This window comes from Pseudomonas sp. P106(2024), assembly GCF_057480815.1.
The window spans coordinates 257,850-275,749 of the sequence record NZ_JBLIYU010000004.1; the positions used below are offsets into that span (position 1 = coordinate 257,850).

16 protein-coding genes are annotated in these 17,900 nt (G+C 64.5%); 6 read left to right on the forward strand and 10 right to left on the reverse strand.

Going from position 1 to position 17,900, the window contains the following annotated elements:
- Window positions 1-176 precede the first annotated feature (176 nt).
- Together AC25M7_RS09640 and AC25M7_RS09645 are read left to right on the forward strand one after the other, a co-directional pair.
- Window positions 177-470 carry a putative quinol monooxygenase gene (locus tag AC25M7_RS09640; RefSeq protein ID WP_028690194.1) on the forward strand — a complete coding sequence of 98 codons (294 nt, stop codon included), beginning with the start codon at window positions 177-179 and terminating at the stop codon, window positions 468-470.
- A gap of 42 nt (window positions 471-512) precedes the next feature.
- Entirely contained in the window at window positions 513-746 is a 234-nt protein-coding gene (locus AC25M7_RS09645; protein WP_028690193.1) for a hypothetical protein, read from the forward strand.
- On the opposite strand, the gene AC25M7_RS09650 is transcribed toward AC25M7_RS09645, so the two are convergent.
- From AC25M7_RS09650 to bglX, 7 genes are all read right to left on the reverse strand, one after another.
- Complete coding sequence (locus AC25M7_RS09650) at window positions 747-1,352, reverse strand: flavin reductase family protein (protein ID WP_062364125.1); 606 nt, start codon at window positions 1,350-1,352, stop codon at window positions 747-749.
- Between the two features lie 118 nt (window positions 1,353-1,470).
- Entirely contained in the window at window positions 1,471-1,875 is a 405-nt protein-coding gene (locus AC25M7_RS09655) for a heme utilization protein (RefSeq protein ID WP_197866699.1), read from the reverse strand.
- Window positions 1,876-2,223: 348 nt separating this feature from the next.
- A complete protein-coding gene (locus tag AC25M7_RS09660; RefSeq protein ID WP_088852647.1) occupies window positions 2,224-3,375 on the reverse strand; it encodes a Fic family protein in 1,152 nt (383 codons plus the stop codon).
- Window positions 3,376-3,499: 124 nt separating this feature from the next.
- A complete protein-coding gene (locus tag AC25M7_RS09665) occupies window positions 3,500-4,819 on the reverse strand; it encodes an MFS transporter (RefSeq protein ID WP_028690189.1) in 1,320 nt (439 codons plus the stop codon).
- A 259-nt stretch (window positions 4,820-5,078) separates the two neighbouring features.
- Window positions 5,079-6,413, reverse strand: a complete 1,335-nt coding sequence (locus AC25M7_RS09670) for a sigma-54-dependent transcriptional regulator (protein ID WP_088852649.1) — start codon at window positions 6,411-6,413, stop codon at window positions 5,079-5,081.
- Window positions 6,407-8,164 carry an ATP-binding protein gene (locus AC25M7_RS09675; RefSeq protein WP_028690187.1) on the reverse strand — a complete coding sequence of 586 codons (1,758 nt, stop codon included), beginning with the start codon at window positions 8,162-8,164 and terminating at the stop codon, window positions 6,407-6,409. The genes AC25M7_RS09670 and AC25M7_RS09675 overlap by 7 nt, the downstream gene beginning before the upstream one ends.
- Before the next feature lie 118 nt (window positions 8,165-8,282).
- On the reverse strand, window positions 8,283-10,574 hold the full coding sequence (gene bglX, locus AC25M7_RS09680; protein ID WP_028690186.1) for a beta-glucosidase BglX: 2,292 nt from the start codon (window positions 10,572-10,574) through the stop codon (window positions 8,283-8,285).
- Between the two features lie 203 nt (window positions 10,575-10,777).
- Here bglX and AC25M7_RS09685 point away from each other — a divergent pair, with 203 nt between their 5' ends.
- The 4 genes from AC25M7_RS09685 (at window position 10,778) to AC25M7_RS09700 (ending at window position 13,708) form a co-directional block, all read left to right on the forward strand.
- On the forward strand, window positions 10,778-11,386 hold the full coding sequence (locus AC25M7_RS09685; RefSeq protein ID WP_486970975.1) for a TPM domain-containing protein: 609 nt from the start codon (window positions 10,778-10,780) through the stop codon (window positions 11,384-11,386).
- 157 nt (window positions 11,387-11,543) lie between these two features.
- Window positions 11,544-12,764: a class I SAM-dependent methyltransferase gene (locus AC25M7_RS09690; RefSeq protein ID WP_088852650.1), complete on the forward strand. Its 1,221-nt coding sequence runs from the start codon at window positions 11,544-11,546 to the stop codon at window positions 12,762-12,764.
- A gap of 177 nt (window positions 12,765-12,941) precedes the next feature.
- The gene (locus AC25M7_RS09695; RefSeq protein ID WP_486970976.1) at window positions 12,942-13,214 is read left to right on the forward strand and encodes a hypothetical protein; all 273 of its coding nucleotides are present in this window, start codon (window positions 12,942-12,944) and stop codon (window positions 13,212-13,214) included.
- Window positions 13,214-13,708 (forward strand): helix-turn-helix transcriptional regulator, encoded by a 495-nt coding sequence (locus tag AC25M7_RS09700; RefSeq protein WP_247284096.1) that lies wholly within the window; start codon window positions 13,214-13,216, stop codon window positions 13,706-13,708. The genes AC25M7_RS09695 and AC25M7_RS09700 overlap by 1 nt, the downstream gene beginning before the upstream one ends.
- A gap of 33 nt (window positions 13,709-13,741) precedes the next feature.
- Here the strand turns inward: AC25M7_RS09700 and AC25M7_RS09705 are convergent, their stop codons facing one another.
- The 3 genes from AC25M7_RS09705 to AC25M7_RS09715 all read right to left on the reverse strand — a co-directional run bounded on the left by AC25M7_RS09705 (window position 13,742) and on the right by AC25M7_RS09715 (window position 17,879).
- A complete protein-coding gene (locus tag AC25M7_RS09705) occupies window positions 13,742-16,294 on the reverse strand; it encodes a TonB-dependent receptor (protein ID WP_028690181.1) in 2,553 nt (850 codons plus the stop codon).
- Window positions 16,295-16,413: 119 nt separating this feature from the next.
- Complete coding sequence (locus AC25M7_RS09710; protein ID WP_062364137.1) at window positions 16,414-17,361, reverse strand: FecR family protein; 948 nt, start codon at window positions 17,359-17,361, stop codon at window positions 16,414-16,416.
- Complete coding sequence (locus AC25M7_RS09715; protein ID WP_486970977.1) at window positions 17,358-17,879, reverse strand: RNA polymerase sigma factor; 522 nt, start codon at window positions 17,877-17,879, stop codon at window positions 17,358-17,360. Before AC25M7_RS09715 ends, AC25M7_RS09710 begins: the two co-directional genes overlap by 4 nt.
- Between the last annotated feature and the right edge of the window lie 21 nt (window positions 17,880-17,900).

Genomic DNA, 17,900 nt, shown 5'->3' on the forward strand with positions numbered 1-17,900 from the left:
AGCATAGGTTTGGGCAATGGCAGGCGCTAGTCGAAAGCTGCAGATCGATTGCCTGATCCTGCTCCGTTGCAGGATCAGGCAATCGGCCGGCAGTAATGGCCTAACGTTCCGCGTGGGCGACCCCCTAACCTTGGCAGCCTGGTTTTCCCGTCCGTAGCGCTTCAAGGAGATCGTTCATGAGCCAGCAGCAACCGGTCACACACCTGGCTTTCATCCGCGCCAGCAACGGTCGATCCGCGGAACTTGGCGTGCGCCTGCGCGACCTGCTCGAGCCGTCGCGGCGTGCGCCGGGCTGCCTGAGCTTCAGCGTGCAGCGCTCGCAGGTCGATGCCGACCTGTGGCTGCTCAGCGGCAGCTGGTGCGACCAGCAGGCGATGAGTGGCTATTTCGCCTCGCCCACCCTCGACGTATTTGGTGAGCTGGTGCAGGAGCAGGTGGTCAGCAGCCTCGACCTGCATACGTTCGCCTAGCGTGTAAAATGTCGTCCCTCGATCACACAGGCGCAGAGCGACATGGCACGTAGAGAATTCCCCCACTTCGAAGCGGTTTCGGCAATGGTCCCGGTACAAGGCGGCGGCTACCACGCGGCGATTGCCGTGAAGGCCCTGGTCATGGGCGGCGCGCCGCGCTTTCACAAAGTGCTGGACGGGCAGGTGTTCCAGTCGGCGATCGCGGCCGACGAGGCCGCTTGTGCCGAACTCGAACGCCTGCAGGGCGTGGGCGAGGAAGGTGAGCTGATCTTCTGATCAGGCCTGTGGCCGAGCCATCTTGAACAGCTCGCCCAGCGCAAAGTAGTCGGCCGGGCCGCCGCCACGCAGGATCGGTTCGGCGGCGGCGGTGTCGTAGATACCGTCTTTCAGCAGGTGCTCGGCAATGTGCACCGCCACCACCTCGCCGAGGATCAGCCAGCTGGGCACCACTTCCTGGTCCGCACGCTTGAGCTGGACGATCTGGCTGACCTTGCATTCGAAACTCACCGGGCTTTCGCCGACACGCGGCACCTTGACCACATTCGAGGCGGTCGGGGTGAGGCCGCTGAGCGCGAACTCGTCGACATCCGCCGCCACGGCGGCGCAGCTCTGGTTCATCTGCTGCGCCAGTGGACGGGTGGCCAGGTTCCAGACGAACTCTCCGGTCTGCTCGATGTTGTTCAGGCTGTCTTTGCGCCCGACGCTGCAGAAACCGATGATCGGAGGGATGTAGTTGAAGGCGTTGAAGAAGCTGTAGGGCGCCAGGTTCAGGCGGCCTTCGCGGTCGTGGCTGGAGATCCAGCCGATGGGCCGTGGGCCGACGATGGCGTTGAACGGGTCGTGGGGCAGGCCGTGGCCTTTGGCGGGTTCGTAGTAGTACATCTGCGCAAGGCCGCGAGGCCCTTCCTGGTGGGGGACAAGACGCCTAGTGTGCCAAGGCTTGGCCCGGCTGCAAATAATCAAGCCCGGCCGAAGCCGGGCTGGTAGCGCGCATCAGCGATCAGCTGATGCGGTGGCCGTTGGTGCGGTCGAAGCCGTCTTCGGCGAAGCGTTGGCCGCCGGTGCGGTCGAAGCCGTCTTCGGCGAAGCGTTGGCCGCCGGTGCGGTCGAAGCCATCTTCGGCGAAGCGCTGGCCGCCAGTGCGATCAAAGCCGTCTTCGGCGAAGCGCTGGCCGCCGGTGCGATCGAAGCCGTCTTCGGCGAAGCGCTGGCCGCCGGTGCGATCAAAGCCATCTTCAGCGAAGCGCTGGCCGCCGGTACGATCGAAGCCATCTTCTGCGTAGGTGGCCGACTGACTCTGTACGGCAGCGAAGGTGTGGGCGCCGGTACGGTCGAAACCGTCTTCGGCGAAGGCGCCAGTGGCCAGAACAGAGAGGGCGAGGGTGAGGATCAGTTGGTTTTTCATGGTCGTTGCTCCGGTGGGTTGCTTGGGGTTGTTGTTTCTATGGGTTCAATGCTACGCCCATTAAATTGATTAAAAAGCGCAAAAAATAGCAAATTAGAATCGATTAAATCGATTGATAGTGGCGCGGGTAATGTCAGGAAGCTGCCATTGGCGCCCCAGCCACCGCCCAACGCCGTTCCCATCGGTTTCGGAAGGGCAGGTCAGTGGCAGGGCCATTTCAGAATGGGCCCAGGCAGTTAATTGGGAATTAAGGGAAGAAGTGGCTTTCCATGAGATAGCGACCTGTTACCAGTGACGCGAGGTACAGCGGGGAGCGAGCTGTTCAGGGCGCTCGTTGACCAGCCCTGCTCAGGTCTCTTGGGTATTCACCCTGTATCGGGTGCTACGCCCGCCGCCGGGCAGACGAACCAGGCAATGCTTGTCCAGCAGGTCGACAAGGTGCCGGGTGGCTGTGGCCTTGGAGACCTTGGCCACCGCCTGGTACTGGCTGGCACTGATACCGGCCTCGAACCCGCGAGGCCCACCATCGAGCAGGCGGTTGAGCACCTTGACTTGTTCGGGCAACAAGCCATCGTCACGATGGATCAGCCAGAAGCGCGCCTTGGCCAGCACCCGGTCGATGCGCACCAGCGCTTGCTGGAGGCTGCGCAGCAAGGTGGACAGGAACCAGGCCAGCCATTGTGTGACGTCCAGGTCGCCGCGCTGGCTGCTTTCAAGGACTGCGTAGTAGCCGGCCCGGTCTTCCAGGATGCTGCTGGACATGGCGTAGAAACGGACCGCACGCTGCTCGCCCTGGGCCAATGCCAGGTCTGTGATGGCGCGCGCCAGGCGGCCGTTGCCATCGGCGAAGGGGTGCAAGGTGACGAACCAGAAATGGGCGAGCCCCGCGCGTAGCAGGGGGTCGAGTTGCCGATCGCTGCGGCTATTTTCAAACCAGTCGATGAACTGCCGCACCCGCTGCTCCAGGCCGGCACGCGGCGGTGCTTCGAAATGCACCCTGGGTTTGTCGATACGCCCCGATACCACTTGCATTGGAGCATCGTCGCGCCATTCACCGACTGGCAGGGGCGGTGCGAGTGAATCGTCAGGTTCGGGAAACAGCCAGCGGTGCCACAGGAACAGGCGCTGTTGATCCAGTGGCCGAACATAGCCCATGGCCGCATCCACCATCAGTTCGGCCAGGCCCTCGCTGCGTGTCGTGGTCGTACCCGGCTCCGCGATGCCGAGCCGGCGGGCCAGGGAAGAGCGGACGGACTCCACATTGAGCTGCTCACCCTCGATGGCCGAGGATGTGACAATGTTCTGCAGCAGGGTATCGAGCGTATCGAGGTTGGCATTGGCCTCGGTCACTGCCCCCGCTCTGCCCAGCAGGCAGCCCTGCGCCTGGACGCAGTCTCTGAGCAAGGTTGCCAGTTGTGATGCGTCCCAACGAAAGTCGGGCCAGTCGGCCTGCTGCCAGACCCAGACGGTGTCGGCAGCCGTATGCGCTTTTGGGTTCATGAGCCGAATAATAGCGCCATTCGGCTCATTGTGTGAGCCGAATGGCGCTATTATTCGGCTCACAATCCTTAAAAAGGGGCGCACGGTCATCCGCAGCGCCCCTTTTCAGTTCTGCGAGGAGGGATCAGTCGGTGGTGATCCGCGAATGCTGCTTGGTGTCCTTCATGGTCGCGTACACCAACAGCGAGCAAGCGATGCAGGCGGTGACGTACCAGTAGAAGCCGGTCTCCATGCCGATGCTCTTGAACCACAGGGCCACATACTCGGCGGTGCCGCCGAAGATCGACACGGTCAGCGCGTACGGCAGGCCGACGCCCAGGGCGCGGATTTCGGTCGGGAACAGTTCGGCCTTCACCACGGCGTTGATCGAGGTGTAGCCGCTGACGATGATCAGCGCGGCCATGATCAGGAAGAACGCGCCCCACCAGGTCTGGATGGTGTGCAGGGTGCTAAGGATCGGCACGGTGAAGAGGGTGCCGAGCACGCCGAAGGCGATCAGGATAGGGCGTCGGCCAATCTTGTCGGACAGCCCGCCGATCACCGGCTGCAGGCACATGAACAGGAACAGCGTGGCCGCCGAGATGGTGGTCGAGTCGCTGATGCTCATGCCCACGGTGTTGACCAGGTATTTCTGCATGTAGGTGGTGTAGGTGTAGAAGGCCAGGGTACCGCCCATGGTCAGACCGACCACGGTCATCAGCTCCTTGGGATGGCGCAGCAGAGTACGCATCAGGCTTTCCTTGGATTTTTCCTTCTTGGTGAAGGAGGCGGTCTCTTCCATGCCGCGGCGCAGGTACAGGGCGACCACCGCGCATAGCGCGCCGATCACGAACGGTACGCGCCAGCCCCAGGCATACAGCTCCTCGGTGGTCAGGGTGTTCTGCAGGACGATCAGCACCGCCAGGGCGATGAGCTGGCCCGAGATCAGGGTGACGTACTGGAAACTGGAGAAGAAGCCACGGCGTTCCTTGCTGGCCATCTCGCTGAGATAAGTGGCCGAGGTGCCGTACTCACCACCTACCGACAGGCCCTGCATCAGGCGGGCGATGACCAGCAGGATCGGCGCGGCGACGCCGATGGTCTCGTAGCCCGGCGTCAGGGCGATGACCAGGGAGCCTGCGCACATCAGCAGTACAGAGGCCATCAGTGCCGCCTTGCGGCCCTTGCGGTCGGCGTACAGGCCCATCAGCCAGCCGCCTATCGGGCGCATGAGGAAGCCCACGGCGAAGATCGCGGCGGTGTTGAGCAACTGGGCGGTGGTGTCGCCGGCGGGGAAGAAGGCCTTGGCGAAGTACAGCGAAAATGCGGCGTAGACGTACCAGTCGTACCATTCGACCATGTTGCCGATGGAGCCACTGAAGATCGATTTGAGGCGGCTGGCGGTGGACTTTTGCGCGGCGGGCGCAACGGCCGCCCCGGTGGGCAGAGTGCTGGCGTTATCCATCAGGGATACCTTCTCGTTGTTTTTGTGGAGCGCGCTCGAGGCGCAGCTTGAGAAGGGTTTTGCAGGAGGTGTGCCAGATGAGTGCGTGGTGATCCATTCGAGGGCATCGCGGGGCAAGCCCGCTCCCACGCAAAGCCTGTGCCGCCTGCGTTTCAAGGACCTTCGTGGGAGCGGGCTTGCCCCGCGATGAGGTGTGAAACAACGGCAACGGATAGGCGGTTTTCCGCTTGTTGGCCTGAAATACTGAGCAATAATCCGCTCATTCGCGCTCAAGAAAGTCCTCTCTCACCAACCCATGCCGCTGCATCTTTTCATTGAGTGTGCGCCGCGGCAGTTGCAAGGCCTCCATCACGCCCTTGATCTCACCCTTGTGCTGGCGCAGGGCCGCGCGCAGGCACTGGGCCTCGAACGCTTCCATCTGCTCGACCAGTGATTGCCCACCGGACTCGATCTCCAGGGCCGGCGAGCCCAGCCCCAAGGCATGCCGTTCGGCGGCATTGGCCAGCTCGCGCACATTGCCCGGCCAATCGTGAGCCAGCAGGCGCGCCAGTTGCACGCCGGTCAGCGGCGGGGCGCTGCGTCCGAGGCGTTCGGCGGCGGCGCGGGCGAAATGCTCGAACAGCAATGGGATGTCCTCGCGCCGCTCGCGCAGGGGCGCCAGTCTCAGTTCGGCGACGTTCAGGCGGTAGGCCAGGTCTTCGCGAAAGCGCCCGGCGCGCGCTTCCTCCAGCAAGTCCGGCTTGGTCGCGGCAATGATGCGCAAGTCGACGCTGATGCTCTGGTTGGCGCCCAGCCGCTCGAGCTTGTGCTCCTGGATCACCCGCAGCAGCTTGGCCTGCTGGGCCAACGGCATGCTTTCGATTTCATCGAGGAACACGGTACCGCCATTGGCGTACTCCAGTTTGCCGATACGCTTGCCCTGGGCACCGGTGAATGCGCCGCTCTCATGGCCGAACAGCTCGGCCTCGAACAGCGTCTCGGGAATGGCCGCGCAGTTGAGGGCGACGAAGGGCTTGTCGGCGCGCGGGCCGAAGTCGTGCAGGCAGCGCGCCACGCGCTCCTTGCCGCTGCCGGTTTCGCCACGAATCAGCACGTTGACCGGCAGGCCGGCCAGCTCAAGCACCTGACGGCGCAGTTGCAACAAGCCTTGGGACATGCCCAGCAGGGTGTTCTCCAGTTGTGCCTTGAGGTCGGCCTGTTCATGCAGGCGGCGGTTCTCCAGGACCAGCTGGCGCTTTTCCAGGGCCCGGCGCAGGCTGCCCATCAGGTGTTGCGGGGTGAACGGTTTCTCCAGGAAGTCATAGGCGCCATTGCGCATGGCTTCCACCGCCATGGGCACGTCGCCATGGCCGGTGAGCAGGATCACCGGCAGGTCGGGATCGCTTGCCTGCAACCGTTCGAGCAGCTGCAAGCCGGACATACCGGGCATGCGCACGTCGCTGAGGATCACGCCGGGGAAGTGCGGCTCGAGCCTGTCCAGGCAGTCCTCGGCGCGGGCGAACAACTGCACGTTGAAGCCCGACAGGCTCAGCCACTGTTCCACCGCGGTGCGGATGCTCGCTTCGTCGTCGACGACGATCACCGAATTCAACATACAGGCTCCAGGTCGCGCGGCAGGGTGAGGCTGAAGCGGGCACCGCCCGGCAGGTTCTCGACCTGCAGGCGACCACCGGCGTCGATGACGATGCCATAGGAGATGGCCAGGCCCAGCCCCAGCCCCTCACCGACCGGCTTGGTGGTGAAGAACGGATCGAAGACCCGGTCCAGGTCGCAGTCGAGGATACCACCACCGGAATCGAGCACGCTCAGGCGCCACTGCGCATCGTCGGCCTCGATGCGGATCTCCAGGCGTTTGTAACGCTTGTCGGCCATGGCGTCGATGGCGTTGCGCAGCAGGTTGATCAGCACCTGCTCCAGGCGGATCGCGTCGCCGCGGACCCAGGCCGGGCGTGCCAGGTACAGCGCCACTTCGACGCCTTCGGCACGGATGCGGGTGTCCAGCAGGTGCAGCGCCTGGTCGACCACCGTGGCCAGGTCCAGGCGCTCGCGCAGGCCGCCGGGGCTGTTGCGGGCGAAGGTCTTCAGGTGGCCGGTGAGCGCGGCCATGCGGCTCAGCATCTGCTCCAGAGGCTCCAAGGCCTGGCGCGCTTCGTCATGGCGGCCATGGTCGAGCAGCAGGCGCAGGGTTTCCAATTGCATGCGCTGGGTGGTCAGCGGCTGGTTGATTTCATGGGCCAGGGCTGCCGACATCTGCCCCAGCGCCGCCAGCTTGGCTGACTGCACCAGGCCTTCCTGGGCGGTATGCAGCTCGCGGGTGCGCTCTTCGACCAGGCGCTTGAGCTCTTGTCGGCTGCGTTGGCGCAGTCGGGCCAGGCGCAGGCGCTGGCTGACGAACAGCGCGGCGAACACCAGGCTCAGCCAGATGGCCGCGGCGGCGAGGGCGGCGTTGCGCCCGTCCTCGGCGACCTGTGGCTTGCGCAGCAGGTGCAGGGTCCAGCCTTCGGCCTCCAGCGGCAGGCGCTCCCACAGGTACTCGGCGGTGCCATCCGGGCCCTGGACGCGGGTCAGGTGGCTGGTGTCGGTGAAGCGGGTCAGGACCTGGTGCTGCAGGGGCACCAGCGGTTGCTTGTCATACTGGCGGGTTTCGGCCAGCTCGGCGCGGTCGGCGCCGGACAGCGGTTGCAGCTCACGGTAGCGCCAACCGTCCTGATTGGCGATGAAAGTGATGCCGCGGGCATCGCTGACCAGCAGGATATCGCTGCCTTGGCGCCACTCGCGCTCGAGCTCCGGGAACTCCAGCTTGACCACCATGGCGCCGAGGAAGCGGCCGTGTTCGTCGTCTACCGCGCTGGACAGGAAGTAGCCCGGCACGCCGCTGGTCACGCCGACCGCGTAGAAGCGGCCGCTGCCCTGGCTGCGGGTCTGCTTGAAATAGGGGCGAAAGCCGTAGTTGGAACCGACATAGGTGGTCGGCAGGCGCCAGTTGCTGGCGGCGATGGCCAGGCCCGTGCGGTCGAGCAGCTCCAGGGTGGAGGAGTTGGCGGCGCCGTTGATGCGTTCGAGCTTGCGGTTCAGGGCGTCCTGCACCGGCTCGGTGACTGGGCCGCGCAGGGCGGCAATCAGCTCTGGATCCAGCGCCAGCACTGCGGGCAGGGCGCGGTAGCGCTCAATCAGAGTGTGCAGGGCGTTGGCGTACAACCCCAGTTGTTCGCTGGCCCGGCGGGCGTCGGTTTCCATGGCCTGGCGCTTGGCCTGGTGCATGGCCCAGCCGGCGCTGAGGGTGGTGCCGACCAGGATCAGCAGGATGATCAAACCCAGGCGCAGGGCGCGGAAGGATGAGGGCATGGGGCGGATCCGGGATCTCGGTTGTCTGTGCCAGCCTTATCGCGGGGCAAGCCCGCTCCCACAGGATTGCAGAGGGTCCTGTGGAAGCCGGCTTGCCTCGCGAAGGGGCCGATCCTGCTTAACGCAGCTCGAAGCTCTGTTGCTGTACCGCCTGCGAGTCGAGGCCGATCTGGACATTGAACTGGCCAGCCTCGGCGACGTGCTGCAGTTGGCCATTGTAGAACTTCAGGTCCTGCTCACTGATGTCGAAGGTCAAGGTTCGCGCTTCGCCTGCCTTGAGCATCAGTTTCTGGAAGTTCTTCAATTCCTTGACCGGGCGGCTCATCGACGCGCTCTGGTCCTGGATATACAGCTGCACCACGGTCTCGCCGTCACGCTTGCCGGTGTTCTTCACCGTCACCTTGGCCTGCAGGGTGTCGCCACGCTTGAGTGCCTTCTGCGACAGCGCCAGCCCCGACAGCTCGAAACGGGTGTAGCTCAGGCCGTAGCCGAACGGGTACAGCGGGCCGTTCGGCTCCTCGAAGTACTGCGAGGTGTAGTTGCCCGGCTTGCCCGGGGTGAACGGGCGGCCGATGCGCATGTGGTTGTAGTACATCGGGATCTGCCCGACCGAGCGCGGGAAAGTGATGGCCAGGCGACCGGACGGGTTGTAGTCGCCGAACAGCACGTCGGCGATGGCGTTGCCGCCCTCGGTACCGCTGAACCAAGTCTCGAGGATGGCATCGGCCTGTTCGCGCTCCCAGGCGATCGACAGCGGGCGGCCGTTCATCAGCACCAGCACCAGGGGCTTGCCGGTGGCCTTCAGCGCCTTGATCAGGTCACGTTGTACCGCTGGGATTTCCAGGGTGGTACGGCTCGACGATTCGTGGGACATGCCACGGGACTCGCCGACCACGGCCACCACCACATCCGCCTGCTTGGCCGCCTTGACCGCTTCGTCGATCAGCACGGCGGCGGGACGTGGGTCATCGACGATTTCCGGCGCGTCGAAGTTGAGGAAGTTCAGGTAGTCGAACATGGCCTTGTCGCCGGTCACGTTCGAACCCTTGGCGTAGACCAGTTTGGCCTTGCCTTCGACGGCGCGGCGCAGCCCCTCGCGCACGGTGACCGAATGCTGCGGTTTACCGTCAGCGGCCCAGCTGCCCATCATGTCGATCGGCGCGTCGGCCAGGGGGCCGACCAGGGCGATGGTGCCGGACTTCTTCAGCGGCAGGGTCTGCTCGCGGTTTTCCAGCAGCACCAGGCCACGGCGTGCCACGTCGCGAGCGGCGTCACGGTGCAGGCGGTCTTCGGCGTAATAGTCCTTCAGGTCGGTATCGGCCTTGGGAATGCGTACATAGGGGTCCTTGAACAGCCCCATGTCGTACTTGGCGCCCAGCACTTCGCGCACTGCCTGGTCCAGCTCGGCCTGGCTGACTTCGCCGGACTTCAGCAGCCCCGGCAGCTCTTCGCCGTAGAGCGTGTCGTTCATGCTCATGTCGATGCCGGCCTTGATCGCAAGCTTGGCCGCTTCGCGGCCGTCGCGGGCCACGCCATGGCGGATCAGTTCCTGGATTGCGCCGTGGTCGCTGATGGTCACACCCTTGAAGCCCCACTCCTTGCGCAGCAGGTCGTTCATCAGCCAGGTGTTGGAGGTGGCCGGCACGCCGTTGATTGAGTTCAGCGCGACCATTACCCCGCCGGCACCGGCGTCGAGCGCTGCGCGGTAGGGCGGCAAGTAGTCGTTGTACATCTTCGGCAGGCTCATATCGACCGTGTTGTAGTCGCGCCCGCCCTCGACCGCGCCGTAGAGGGCGAAGTGCTTGACGATAGCCATGATGCTGTCGGCGTTGGCCGGGCTCGAGCCCTGGAACGACTTGACCATCACCTGACCGATCCTCGAGGTCAGGTAGGTGTCCTCGCCGAAGCCCTCGCTGGTGCGGCCCCAGCGCGGGTCGCGGGCGATATCGACCATCGGCGCGAAGGTCATGTCCAGGGAATCGGCGGCGGCCTCGATGGCCGAGGTGCGGCCGACCTTGGCGATGGCATCCATGTCCCAGGACGAGGCAAGGCCCAAGCCGATCGGGAAAATGGTGCGCTCGCCGTGGATGGTGTCGTAGGCGAAGAACATCGGGATCTTCAGGCGGCTGCGCATGGCCGCGTCCTGCATCGGCCGGTTCTCGGGGGCGGTGCGCGAGTTGAAGGTGCCACCGATGCGTCCGGCGGCGATTTCCTCGCGGATCTTGTCGCGGGGCATCTCGGGGCCGATGCTGATCAGGCGCAACTGGCCGATTTTCTCGGCCTCGGTCATCTGGCCGACCAGGTGGTCGATGAACGCCTGCTTGTCTTGCAGGGGCGCGGCGGTGGGGGCGGCAAGGGCCGCCTGACTGGCAAGGCCCATGGCCAGGCCCAGCAAAGACAGTTTCATCATCAATTCCGTTGTCGAGTGATAAGCGGCTGGTCGAGACGTTTCGTACGCTTGTAGCTGTCGCGTCCGCTGGCGGTTCTGTGGATCATTCATCCATGATCCAGCGCAGTCGCGGATTATGCCTTATATGAAGCGCTTGTTGAGATACACTCTCGCCCACCCGATTGCCGGGATAACAACGATAAGAACGCTCGAGAGACGATGGCATGACCGAATACGAACAGCGCCAGATCGCCGAGGCGATCGCCCGCGCCGAGCGGCGTACCGATGCGGAGCTGGTGACCGTGCTGGCCCGCCGCGCCGACGACTTTCCCTACCTGCCGTTACTCTGGGCCGCCCTTCTGGCCTTGCTGATCCCCGGCGCATTGCACCTGTGGCTGGGCGGTATCGGCGTCAATGGCCTGCTGCTGGCGCAGATGCTGACCTTCATCAGCCTGTGCCTGCTGCTGCGCCATCCGCGTCTGGCGGCCTGGGTGGTGCCGTCGGTGCTGCGGCGCCGACGTGCCTCGGGCCTGGCCCGCCAGCAGTTTCTTGAACTCAATCTGCAGCGTACCGCCGGTGCCACCGGGGTGTTGATCTTCGTCAGCGAAGCCGAGCGTCATGTCGAGATCCTGGTTGACGAAGGCATTGTCCGACACCTGCCGGAGCAGGCACGCGAGGCGATTGTTGCCCGCTTCACCGAGCAGGTGCGCCTGGGTCATACCCTGCAGGGTTTCGTCGAATGCATCGAGGCCTGCGGCGAGCTGCTCAGCGAACACGTGCCGCCCACCCATGCGCGCAACGAGCTGCCCAACCGCCTGGTGATTCTCGACTGAGTCTGATCAGACCGGAGGCGAGTCGCAGCGGGCTTGCCCCGCAAACACCGGTGAAGCCGGTGCATTACGCCGGGTGCTGGTTTCGTGAGGATCACCATCGACGTAGAATGCCGGGCATTGCGCATTGCGCCCCCCGCATTCCGAGGCACCCGTTCCCATGTCGTCCCCTTCTTCAGCCCCCACCGCGCCGGACGCGCGTGCCCAGTTCCTGAACCTGCTCGCCGACGCCCTGGCCGATGGCAGCCTGAGCAAGCTGGTGTTGGCCCGCCATGTCGGCGCCGACCAGACCCTGCAGCGGATCATCGCCAAACCGGTGCAGATCAAGGGGCAGGCCTGCCTGTCGCTGGTCTACCGTCATCAGACCCGCGACATCACCCGCAACCTGGGGCTGGACCCGGCGCTGGCGCTGGTGACCGAGCTGCTGCCGGAAAGCTTTCGCAACGCGCACCTGTTCACCGCCGCCGGCGAGGTGCAACTGGAATTCAGCAAGAAGGGCAAGCCGATGCTGCGCCGCCACCTGGCCCAGCCGACGCCACGCGAGACCGGGGCTGGCGGGCACGACCGCGAAAAGAAGCGCTACCTGGAACTGTCGCGACCGTTCCTGCGCGACCTGGGGGTGACCGACGGTCAAGGTGCGCTGATCCCCTCGATGTCGCGCAAGTGGAAGCAGATCAACAAGTTCATCGAAGTCTTCGACCATGCCTTGAGCAGCGCGCCGGTGAGTGCGCAACAGACGCTCAAGGTCGCCGACTTCGGCTCGGGCAAGGGCTACTTGACCTTCGCCATGCACGATTACCTGCGCAATACCCTAGGGCGTGAGGCGCAGGTCACCGGTGTCGAATTGCGCGCGGACATGGTCGAGCTGTGCAACGCCGCCGCCGCTCGCCTGGAGCATCCGGGCCTGGTGTTCGAATGCGGTGATGTGCGCAGCGTGGTGCCTGAAGCCATCGACGTGATGATCGCCCTGCATGCCTGCGACATTGCCACCGACTACGCCATCCATACCGGCATTCGCTGCAAGGCCGCGATCATCATGTGCTCGCCGTGTTGCCACAAGCAGGTTCGTCCGCAACTGCGCAGCCCCGGCCTGTTGCAACCGATGCTGCAATACGGGCTGCACCTGGGGCAGCAGGCTGAAATGCTCACTGACAGCCTGCGGGCACTCTATCTTGAGGCCTGTGGCTACGAGACCAAGGTGTTCGAATTCATCTCGCTCGAGCACACCAACAAGAACAAGATGATTCTTGCGGTCAAGCGCCGACAGCCCCAGGACAATGCGGCGCTGCTGGAGAAGATCGCCGAGCTCAAGGCGTTCTATGGGGTACGCGAGCATTGCCTGGAAACCCTGCTGCAGGCGGATGGCCTGATCGCTGGGTGATCGACCTCGCCTGGACCTACAGCACCTTCCCCGTTTCGGTTAGGCCGTTTCCGAAAGAGCTTTTCTGAGTCTGTTGCAGCCTTCCTGGCACCTAGTCTGGCTTGTGGTGACGCCCGTCGGCGTTACTGGGTTGTCACTTGACAACCTTCTTCCCATGCCCATACTGGAGCTCAATCGATGGCCCGTCCCCTCCATCCAAACAAGGAAGTCGAGCAGTCCTTGGCACACGCTGAGGCGCAGGGCTGGAAAGTCACGGTGCGGGGCGGCCACTGCTGGGGGCGGATCTATTGCCCCAACAACGACCGCGAATGCCGCTGTGGCGAGTTCTGCATCACCAGCGTGTGGAGCACACCCAGAAATCCGGGCACCTTCGCTCGCCAGTTGCGCCGGGGCGTGGACAACTGCACATCGATGCGCGGGATCGTCAAACAGCCAGTGGAGCGAAAGTGATGGAGTACGAATTCACCCTCAAGTACCAATTGCACGACGGTGTGGACGTCGATGCACTGATCGAGCTTCTGGGAGAGGCCGGTTGCGATGACGCGATGGTCGGTAGCGGTCAGCCCGGACGCCTGGCCCTGGCTTTCTCCCGCGAGGGCAAGACTGCGCGGGAAGCGGTGCACAGCGCCCTGGAGAATGTCCGGCAGGTCTTGCCGGAGGCCCGCCTGATCGAAGCCAGTCCTGACCTGGTCGGCCTGACCGATGTGGCGACGCTGGTGGGGGTGTCCCGACAGAACATGCGCAAGCTCATGCTCACGCATCACCGCACTTTCCCGGCCCCGGTGCATGACGGCAGCCTTTCGCTCTGGCACCTGGCCGACATCCTGGCCTGGATGCAGGAACGTGGTACCCACGCCGTGGGCCAGGCGCTTCACGAACTGGCTGTCGTGGCGATGCAGGTGAATGTCGCCAGGGCCCAGGAACGGGTGGCGAGTGGCAGGTGATGCAGTCCTTTGCATCATCGCCGTTGGACAGACTCAGAAGAACCGGGTCACGCTGATCTTGGCATTGCGCCCTTGGGTATAGGCGTTCTCGCCTGACAATTCCGGTCGGATTGCCTTGTTGAACAGGTTGTCCACGGTCAGGTTGACCTCGGTGCCCTTGAGGTACGGCTGTTGGGGTTTCCAGTTGGCGAACAGGCCGTGAATTTCGTACTTCTCGTTGCCGAAGTTGTCGTAGTAGCGGTCACCGAGGGCGCTGGCCGGGCCCTCGAAGTATTTGTCACTGGGCAGGTGGCGGGTGGCGCCGACGAACTGTGCGGTCCAGCCGACACGGGCGTCCCAGGACGGAATCTTGACCCCCAGGGTGGTGATCCATTTCGGCGCCGGCACATCCTTGGCCCATACGTCGGGGCCCCAAGGGTTGGTATAGGCGCCCTCATGGCGACCTTCCATCCAGGCGTACGATACCGCGCCGAACAGGTAGGTGGAATCGTAGAACGTCTCGATCTCGAAGCCCTTGTACTCCACGTCGCCGATGTTGCGGTAGTTGCCCATCAGGCCACCGCCGCAGGTGTTGGCGATGCTGCCGCCAGTGACCAGTTGCTCCTGGCAGCCGACGCCAGTGGCCTTGAAGATCTCGTCGGTGATCTTGTTGCGGAACAAGGTCGTGCGTACCTGGGCGCTGTCGCCCTGAACAAACACGTTGGAGAAATCACTGATGCTCCCCACGCGCACGCCGGTAATGCGTTCCGGGTCAAGGTCGCGGCTGGTGGACGTGCGGCTTCCCACGCCTTGCACCTCGTACTGCTCATCCAGCACGGGGGCGCGCCAGGTCTTGCTGTAGTCGGCAAACAGCACGGTCTGTTCGGTGGCCTTCCAGAACAGCGACAGGCGTGGCGACCAGCCGCTGTAGGTCTTGTCGCTGTAGTCGTGGCCGGCGGCCGGGTTGTTGTAGTAGGGCGCCTGGTTGGGCTTGCCCTCGTTGGTGACGTGGTCATAGCGCAATGACGGAGTGATGGTCACGCTGCCCAGGGTGACGGCGTCCTGCAGGTAGTAGCCCTGGCTGTGGACCTGGCCGCTGGGCATGAAGTAGGGCTGGTAGTGGCCATAGTTGTACTTGGGCACTTCATAGGTCTTGCCGGGCATCCACATCTGCGTGTCGCGATCGTGGCGACGAAGCTGTACGCCAGCGGTAAGCGCATGCTCCAGCGGTCCAGTAAGGAAGGTGCTGGTGTTCTTCACATCGAGCATGCGGTCCTTGTACTCGGTGTCCATCTTGCGACCACCGGTGGCCGGCTGGAAGAACGCCGTGGCTTCACGCTCGTCGGTCTGCTTGGTGTCGGACTCGGAGTATTTCACCTGCAAATCGACCCACGGATTCTCGATGGGCTGGTACTTGTAGGTGGCCGACCAGGTGGTGTCGATGGTGGTGCGATAGGCCAGGAAGCGTTTGAGAGAGCCTTCGTAGCCATACTTCTTGATGTCTGCGGCCGAGGGTGGCGCCGGGTAGGCGGTGGCGGCGAAGGTGGTCCAGCGGTCGGTTTCGGAGCGCGAGTAGGAAAGGCCCAGGCTGTGCTCGTCGGTGAAGTGGACGTTGCCCTTGAGCAGCATGCCGTCCAGGTCCAAGGCGCTGTAGGGCACGCGCTTGGGGTTGACCGGCCACTGGTTGTTCGGGTCCGGCAGGTTGTCGGCCATTTTCAGGTTGCCGCCGTCGCGTTTGGTGTAATAGACCAGGCCATCGAAGCGCCTGTCATCGCTGCGGCCGAACAGCGCCGAGCTGTAGATCTGCTGATGGTCGTTGCTGGCGTAGCCATACTTGAGCATGGCGCCACTGTCGCGACCTTCCTGCAGCAGGTCGCCGGCGTCCTTGGTCTGCATGTTGACGCTGCCGCCGAAGCCGCCGTTGCCGGTCTTCACCGAATGTGGACCCTTGTCCACCTCGATGTGCTTGATCAGTTCCGGCTCGATGAAGATCGTGCCTTGCTGGTAACGCTCGAAGCCGCTCTTGGGCGCGCCATCAAGGGTCATCGGCACATCCTCGGCGTCGCCCAGGCCCCAGATGTTGATGGTCTGGCCGCCGGGTTTGGCCGAGCCGCCCATGTTCACGCCGGGCAAGGTGGCCAGTACGCTGGGGATGTTGTTCGGTTGGTAGCGGTCGATCTGTTCCTGGTCGAGGGTCGAGCGTCCGACGTTGCCGGGCTCCACCTGCTTGCCGTCGCCGACGATGCTCAAGGCGCCGAGCTGGATGCTGTTGTCGGCACTCGGGGCGTCCTCGCGCAGGCGTACCACGTAGGTGTTGCCCATGCGCACGACACTGAAGCGGCTGCCCACCAGCAGGCGCCCGATGGCCGCCTCGGCCTCGAAATCTCCCTTGAGTGCCGGTGCCTGTGCGCTGCCGAGCAGGGCCTCGTCGAACAGCAACTGGACCTTGGCCTGCTGGGCCAGCTGACTCAACGAACGGGCCAGCGGTTGTGCAGGCAGGTCGAAGGGTACCGGCGCGGCTTCAGCGGCCAGGCTCATGGCCAGGCACAGGGCCAGCAGGGTGGGTCGGGCAGGCAGGCAGTGCAATGGACGCAACGCGGACAACATGGATTCCCCCAAACGGCAAAAGGCCGGAAAAAGCCCGCCATCAAACAGCAGGCGGGGAGGAAGACGCGGCGTTGCGACAAAACCTCACCTGCGAATGATAAAAATTCTCAAATTATTTTTTAGCGCCGCTCGATGCGCAGGCGCCCATCGGCGAGCAAGGTTGTCTTGACCGGCAACAGCGCAGGCAGGGCATTGAGCAGGGCGTCCGGATCGCGCACGTCGAGGTTGCCGGACACCTTGTAGCGGCCGAGCGCCGGATCGGCCAGCACCACCGGCTGCTGGCGATACAGGCCGAGCTCGTCGACCAGGCTGGCCAGCTCGCGGTTGCGGAAGCTCACATGGCCTTCGCGCCAGTCGGCGACCTGCTGCTCACCGAGTTCGTGGCGGGTCAGGCTGCCGCGCGCCAGGTCGTAGGTGACGCCCTGTCGGGCACCGAGCAGCACGGGTGGTTGTCGCTCACCCGGCGTATCGAACGCCACCTGACCGTGGGCGACCGCCACCACCAGTTCGCGCTCGCCACGGCGCAGGTCGAAGCCGGTACCGACCACGCGCACCTGGCCGCTGCCGGCGTCGACGAACAGGGGGCGCTCCTTGTCGGGTGCCACCTCGATGTACAACTGGCCGTGGTCGAGATGGATCAGTCGGCGCTCGGCGCTGAAGTCCAGGCGCAGGCGAGTCTGGGCGTTGACGAAGAGCTGGCTGCCGTCGGGCAGTTGCAGGGGCTGCAGGGCCTGGCCGGCGGCGATGTACTGGCTGAAGGCGGTGCTGCCCGCCCCCAGATTGCCCGCCAGCACCGCACAGAGCAGGGCCGCCGCGGCTGCCAGGGCCGGGCGCCAGCGTGGCGTGCGGCGCACCGGCAAGGGCACGGGGCGGTTGGCCTGTTTGAGCGCGGCCAGGTCATCCCACAATTGTTCGAACTGACGATAGGCACGGGTGTGCTCGGGCGTCTGCATCCACAGGGCGAAGGCCTTGCGCTCCTGGCGCGACGGCTGGTTGCGGTTGCGGCTGAACCAGCTCGCCGCCTGGGCGTCGATCGGGCGCGGGTCGAGCTCGTCGGTGGGGGTCATGGGAACTGCTCCGTGCCGTTGTCACTGTCCAGGCGTTGCTTGCATTGCAGCAGGGCGGCGGCGATGTGCTTCTCGACCATGCTGACGGAAATGTTCATGCGTTCGGCGATCTGGGCCTGGGTCAGGCCTTCGAAACGGTGGAGCATAAGGGCTTCGCGGCGTCGCGGCGAGAGTTCGGCGAGCACTTGGCGCAATTGATTCAGTCGTTGCTGCTGCTGGGCGTGATCCAGCGGGTCATTGGCGGACGTGTCATGGGCCTCGGGCAGGGTGTCGTCGGCCAAAACCGCGTGGCGGACTTTTTGCCGTCGCCAATGGTCGCTCAGCAGGTTGCGCGCCACCTGGAACAGGAACGCGCGCGGCTGTTCCACCTTGACCCGGTCCCGATAGCCCAGCCACTGGGCGAACACATCCTGGGTCATGTCTGCGGCATCGCTGGCATTGTTCATGCGCTTGCGCAGGAAATGCAGGATGTCGGCATAGAAACCGTGGGCGACAGGGTCGGGCTTGGGGCGCTGCATGCACGCTTTCCGGGCTGGCGT

Excerpts from the sequence above, each read along its gene's own strand:
- AC25M7_RS09640 (WP_028690194.1), top strand. The coding sequence starts at position 177 with ATGAGCCAGCAGCAACCGGTCACACACCTGGCTTTCATCCGCGCCAGC.
- AC25M7_RS09645 (WP_028690193.1), top strand. The coding sequence starts at position 513 with ATGGCACGTAGAGAATTCCCCCACTTCGAAGCGGTTTCGGCAATGGTC.
- AC25M7_RS09650 (WP_062364125.1), bottom strand. The coding sequence starts at position 1,352 with ATGTACTACTACGAACCCGCCAAAGGCCACGGCCTGCCCCACGACCCG.
- AC25M7_RS09655 (WP_197866699.1), bottom strand. The coding sequence starts at position 1,875 with ATGAAAAACCAACTGATCCTCACCCTCGCCCTCTCTGTTCTGGCCACT.
- AC25M7_RS09660 (WP_088852647.1), bottom strand. The coding sequence starts at position 3,375 with ATGAACCCAAAAGCGCATACGGCTGCCGACACCGTCTGGGTCTGGCAG.
- AC25M7_RS09665 (WP_028690189.1), bottom strand. The coding sequence starts at position 4,819 with ATGGATAACGCCAGCACTCTGCCCACCGGGGCGGCCGTTGCGCCCGCC.
- AC25M7_RS09670 (WP_088852649.1), bottom strand. The coding sequence starts at position 6,413 with ATGTTGAATTCGGTGATCGTCGTCGACGACGAAGCGAGCATCCGCACC.
- AC25M7_RS09675 (WP_028690187.1), bottom strand. The coding sequence starts at position 8,164 with ATGCCCTCATCCTTCCGCGCCCTGCGCCTGGGTTTGATCATCCTGCTG.
- bglX (WP_028690186.1), bottom strand. The coding sequence starts at position 10,574 with ATGATGAAACTGTCTTTGCTGGGCCTGGCCATGGGCCTTGCCAGTCAG.
- AC25M7_RS09685 (WP_486970975.1), top strand. The coding sequence starts at position 10,778 with ATGACCGAATACGAACAGCGCCAGATCGCCGAGGCGATCGCCCGCGCC.
- AC25M7_RS09690 (WP_088852650.1), top strand. The coding sequence starts at position 11,544 with ATGTCGTCCCCTTCTTCAGCCCCCACCGCGCCGGACGCGCGTGCCCAG.
- AC25M7_RS09695 (WP_486970976.1), top strand. The coding sequence starts at position 12,942 with ATGGCCCGTCCCCTCCATCCAAACAAGGAAGTCGAGCAGTCCTTGGCA.
- AC25M7_RS09700 (WP_247284096.1), top strand. The coding sequence starts at position 13,214 with ATGGAGTACGAATTCACCCTCAAGTACCAATTGCACGACGGTGTGGAC.
- AC25M7_RS09705 (WP_028690181.1), bottom strand. The coding sequence starts at position 16,294 with ATGTTGTCCGCGTTGCGTCCATTGCACTGCCTGCCTGCCCGACCCACC.
- AC25M7_RS09710 (WP_062364137.1), bottom strand. The coding sequence starts at position 17,361 with ATGACCCCCACCGACGAGCTCGACCCGCGCCCGATCGACGCCCAGGCG.
- AC25M7_RS09715 (WP_486970977.1), bottom strand. The coding sequence starts at position 17,879 with ATGCAGCGCCCCAAGCCCGACCCTGTCGCCCACGGTTTCTATGCCGAC.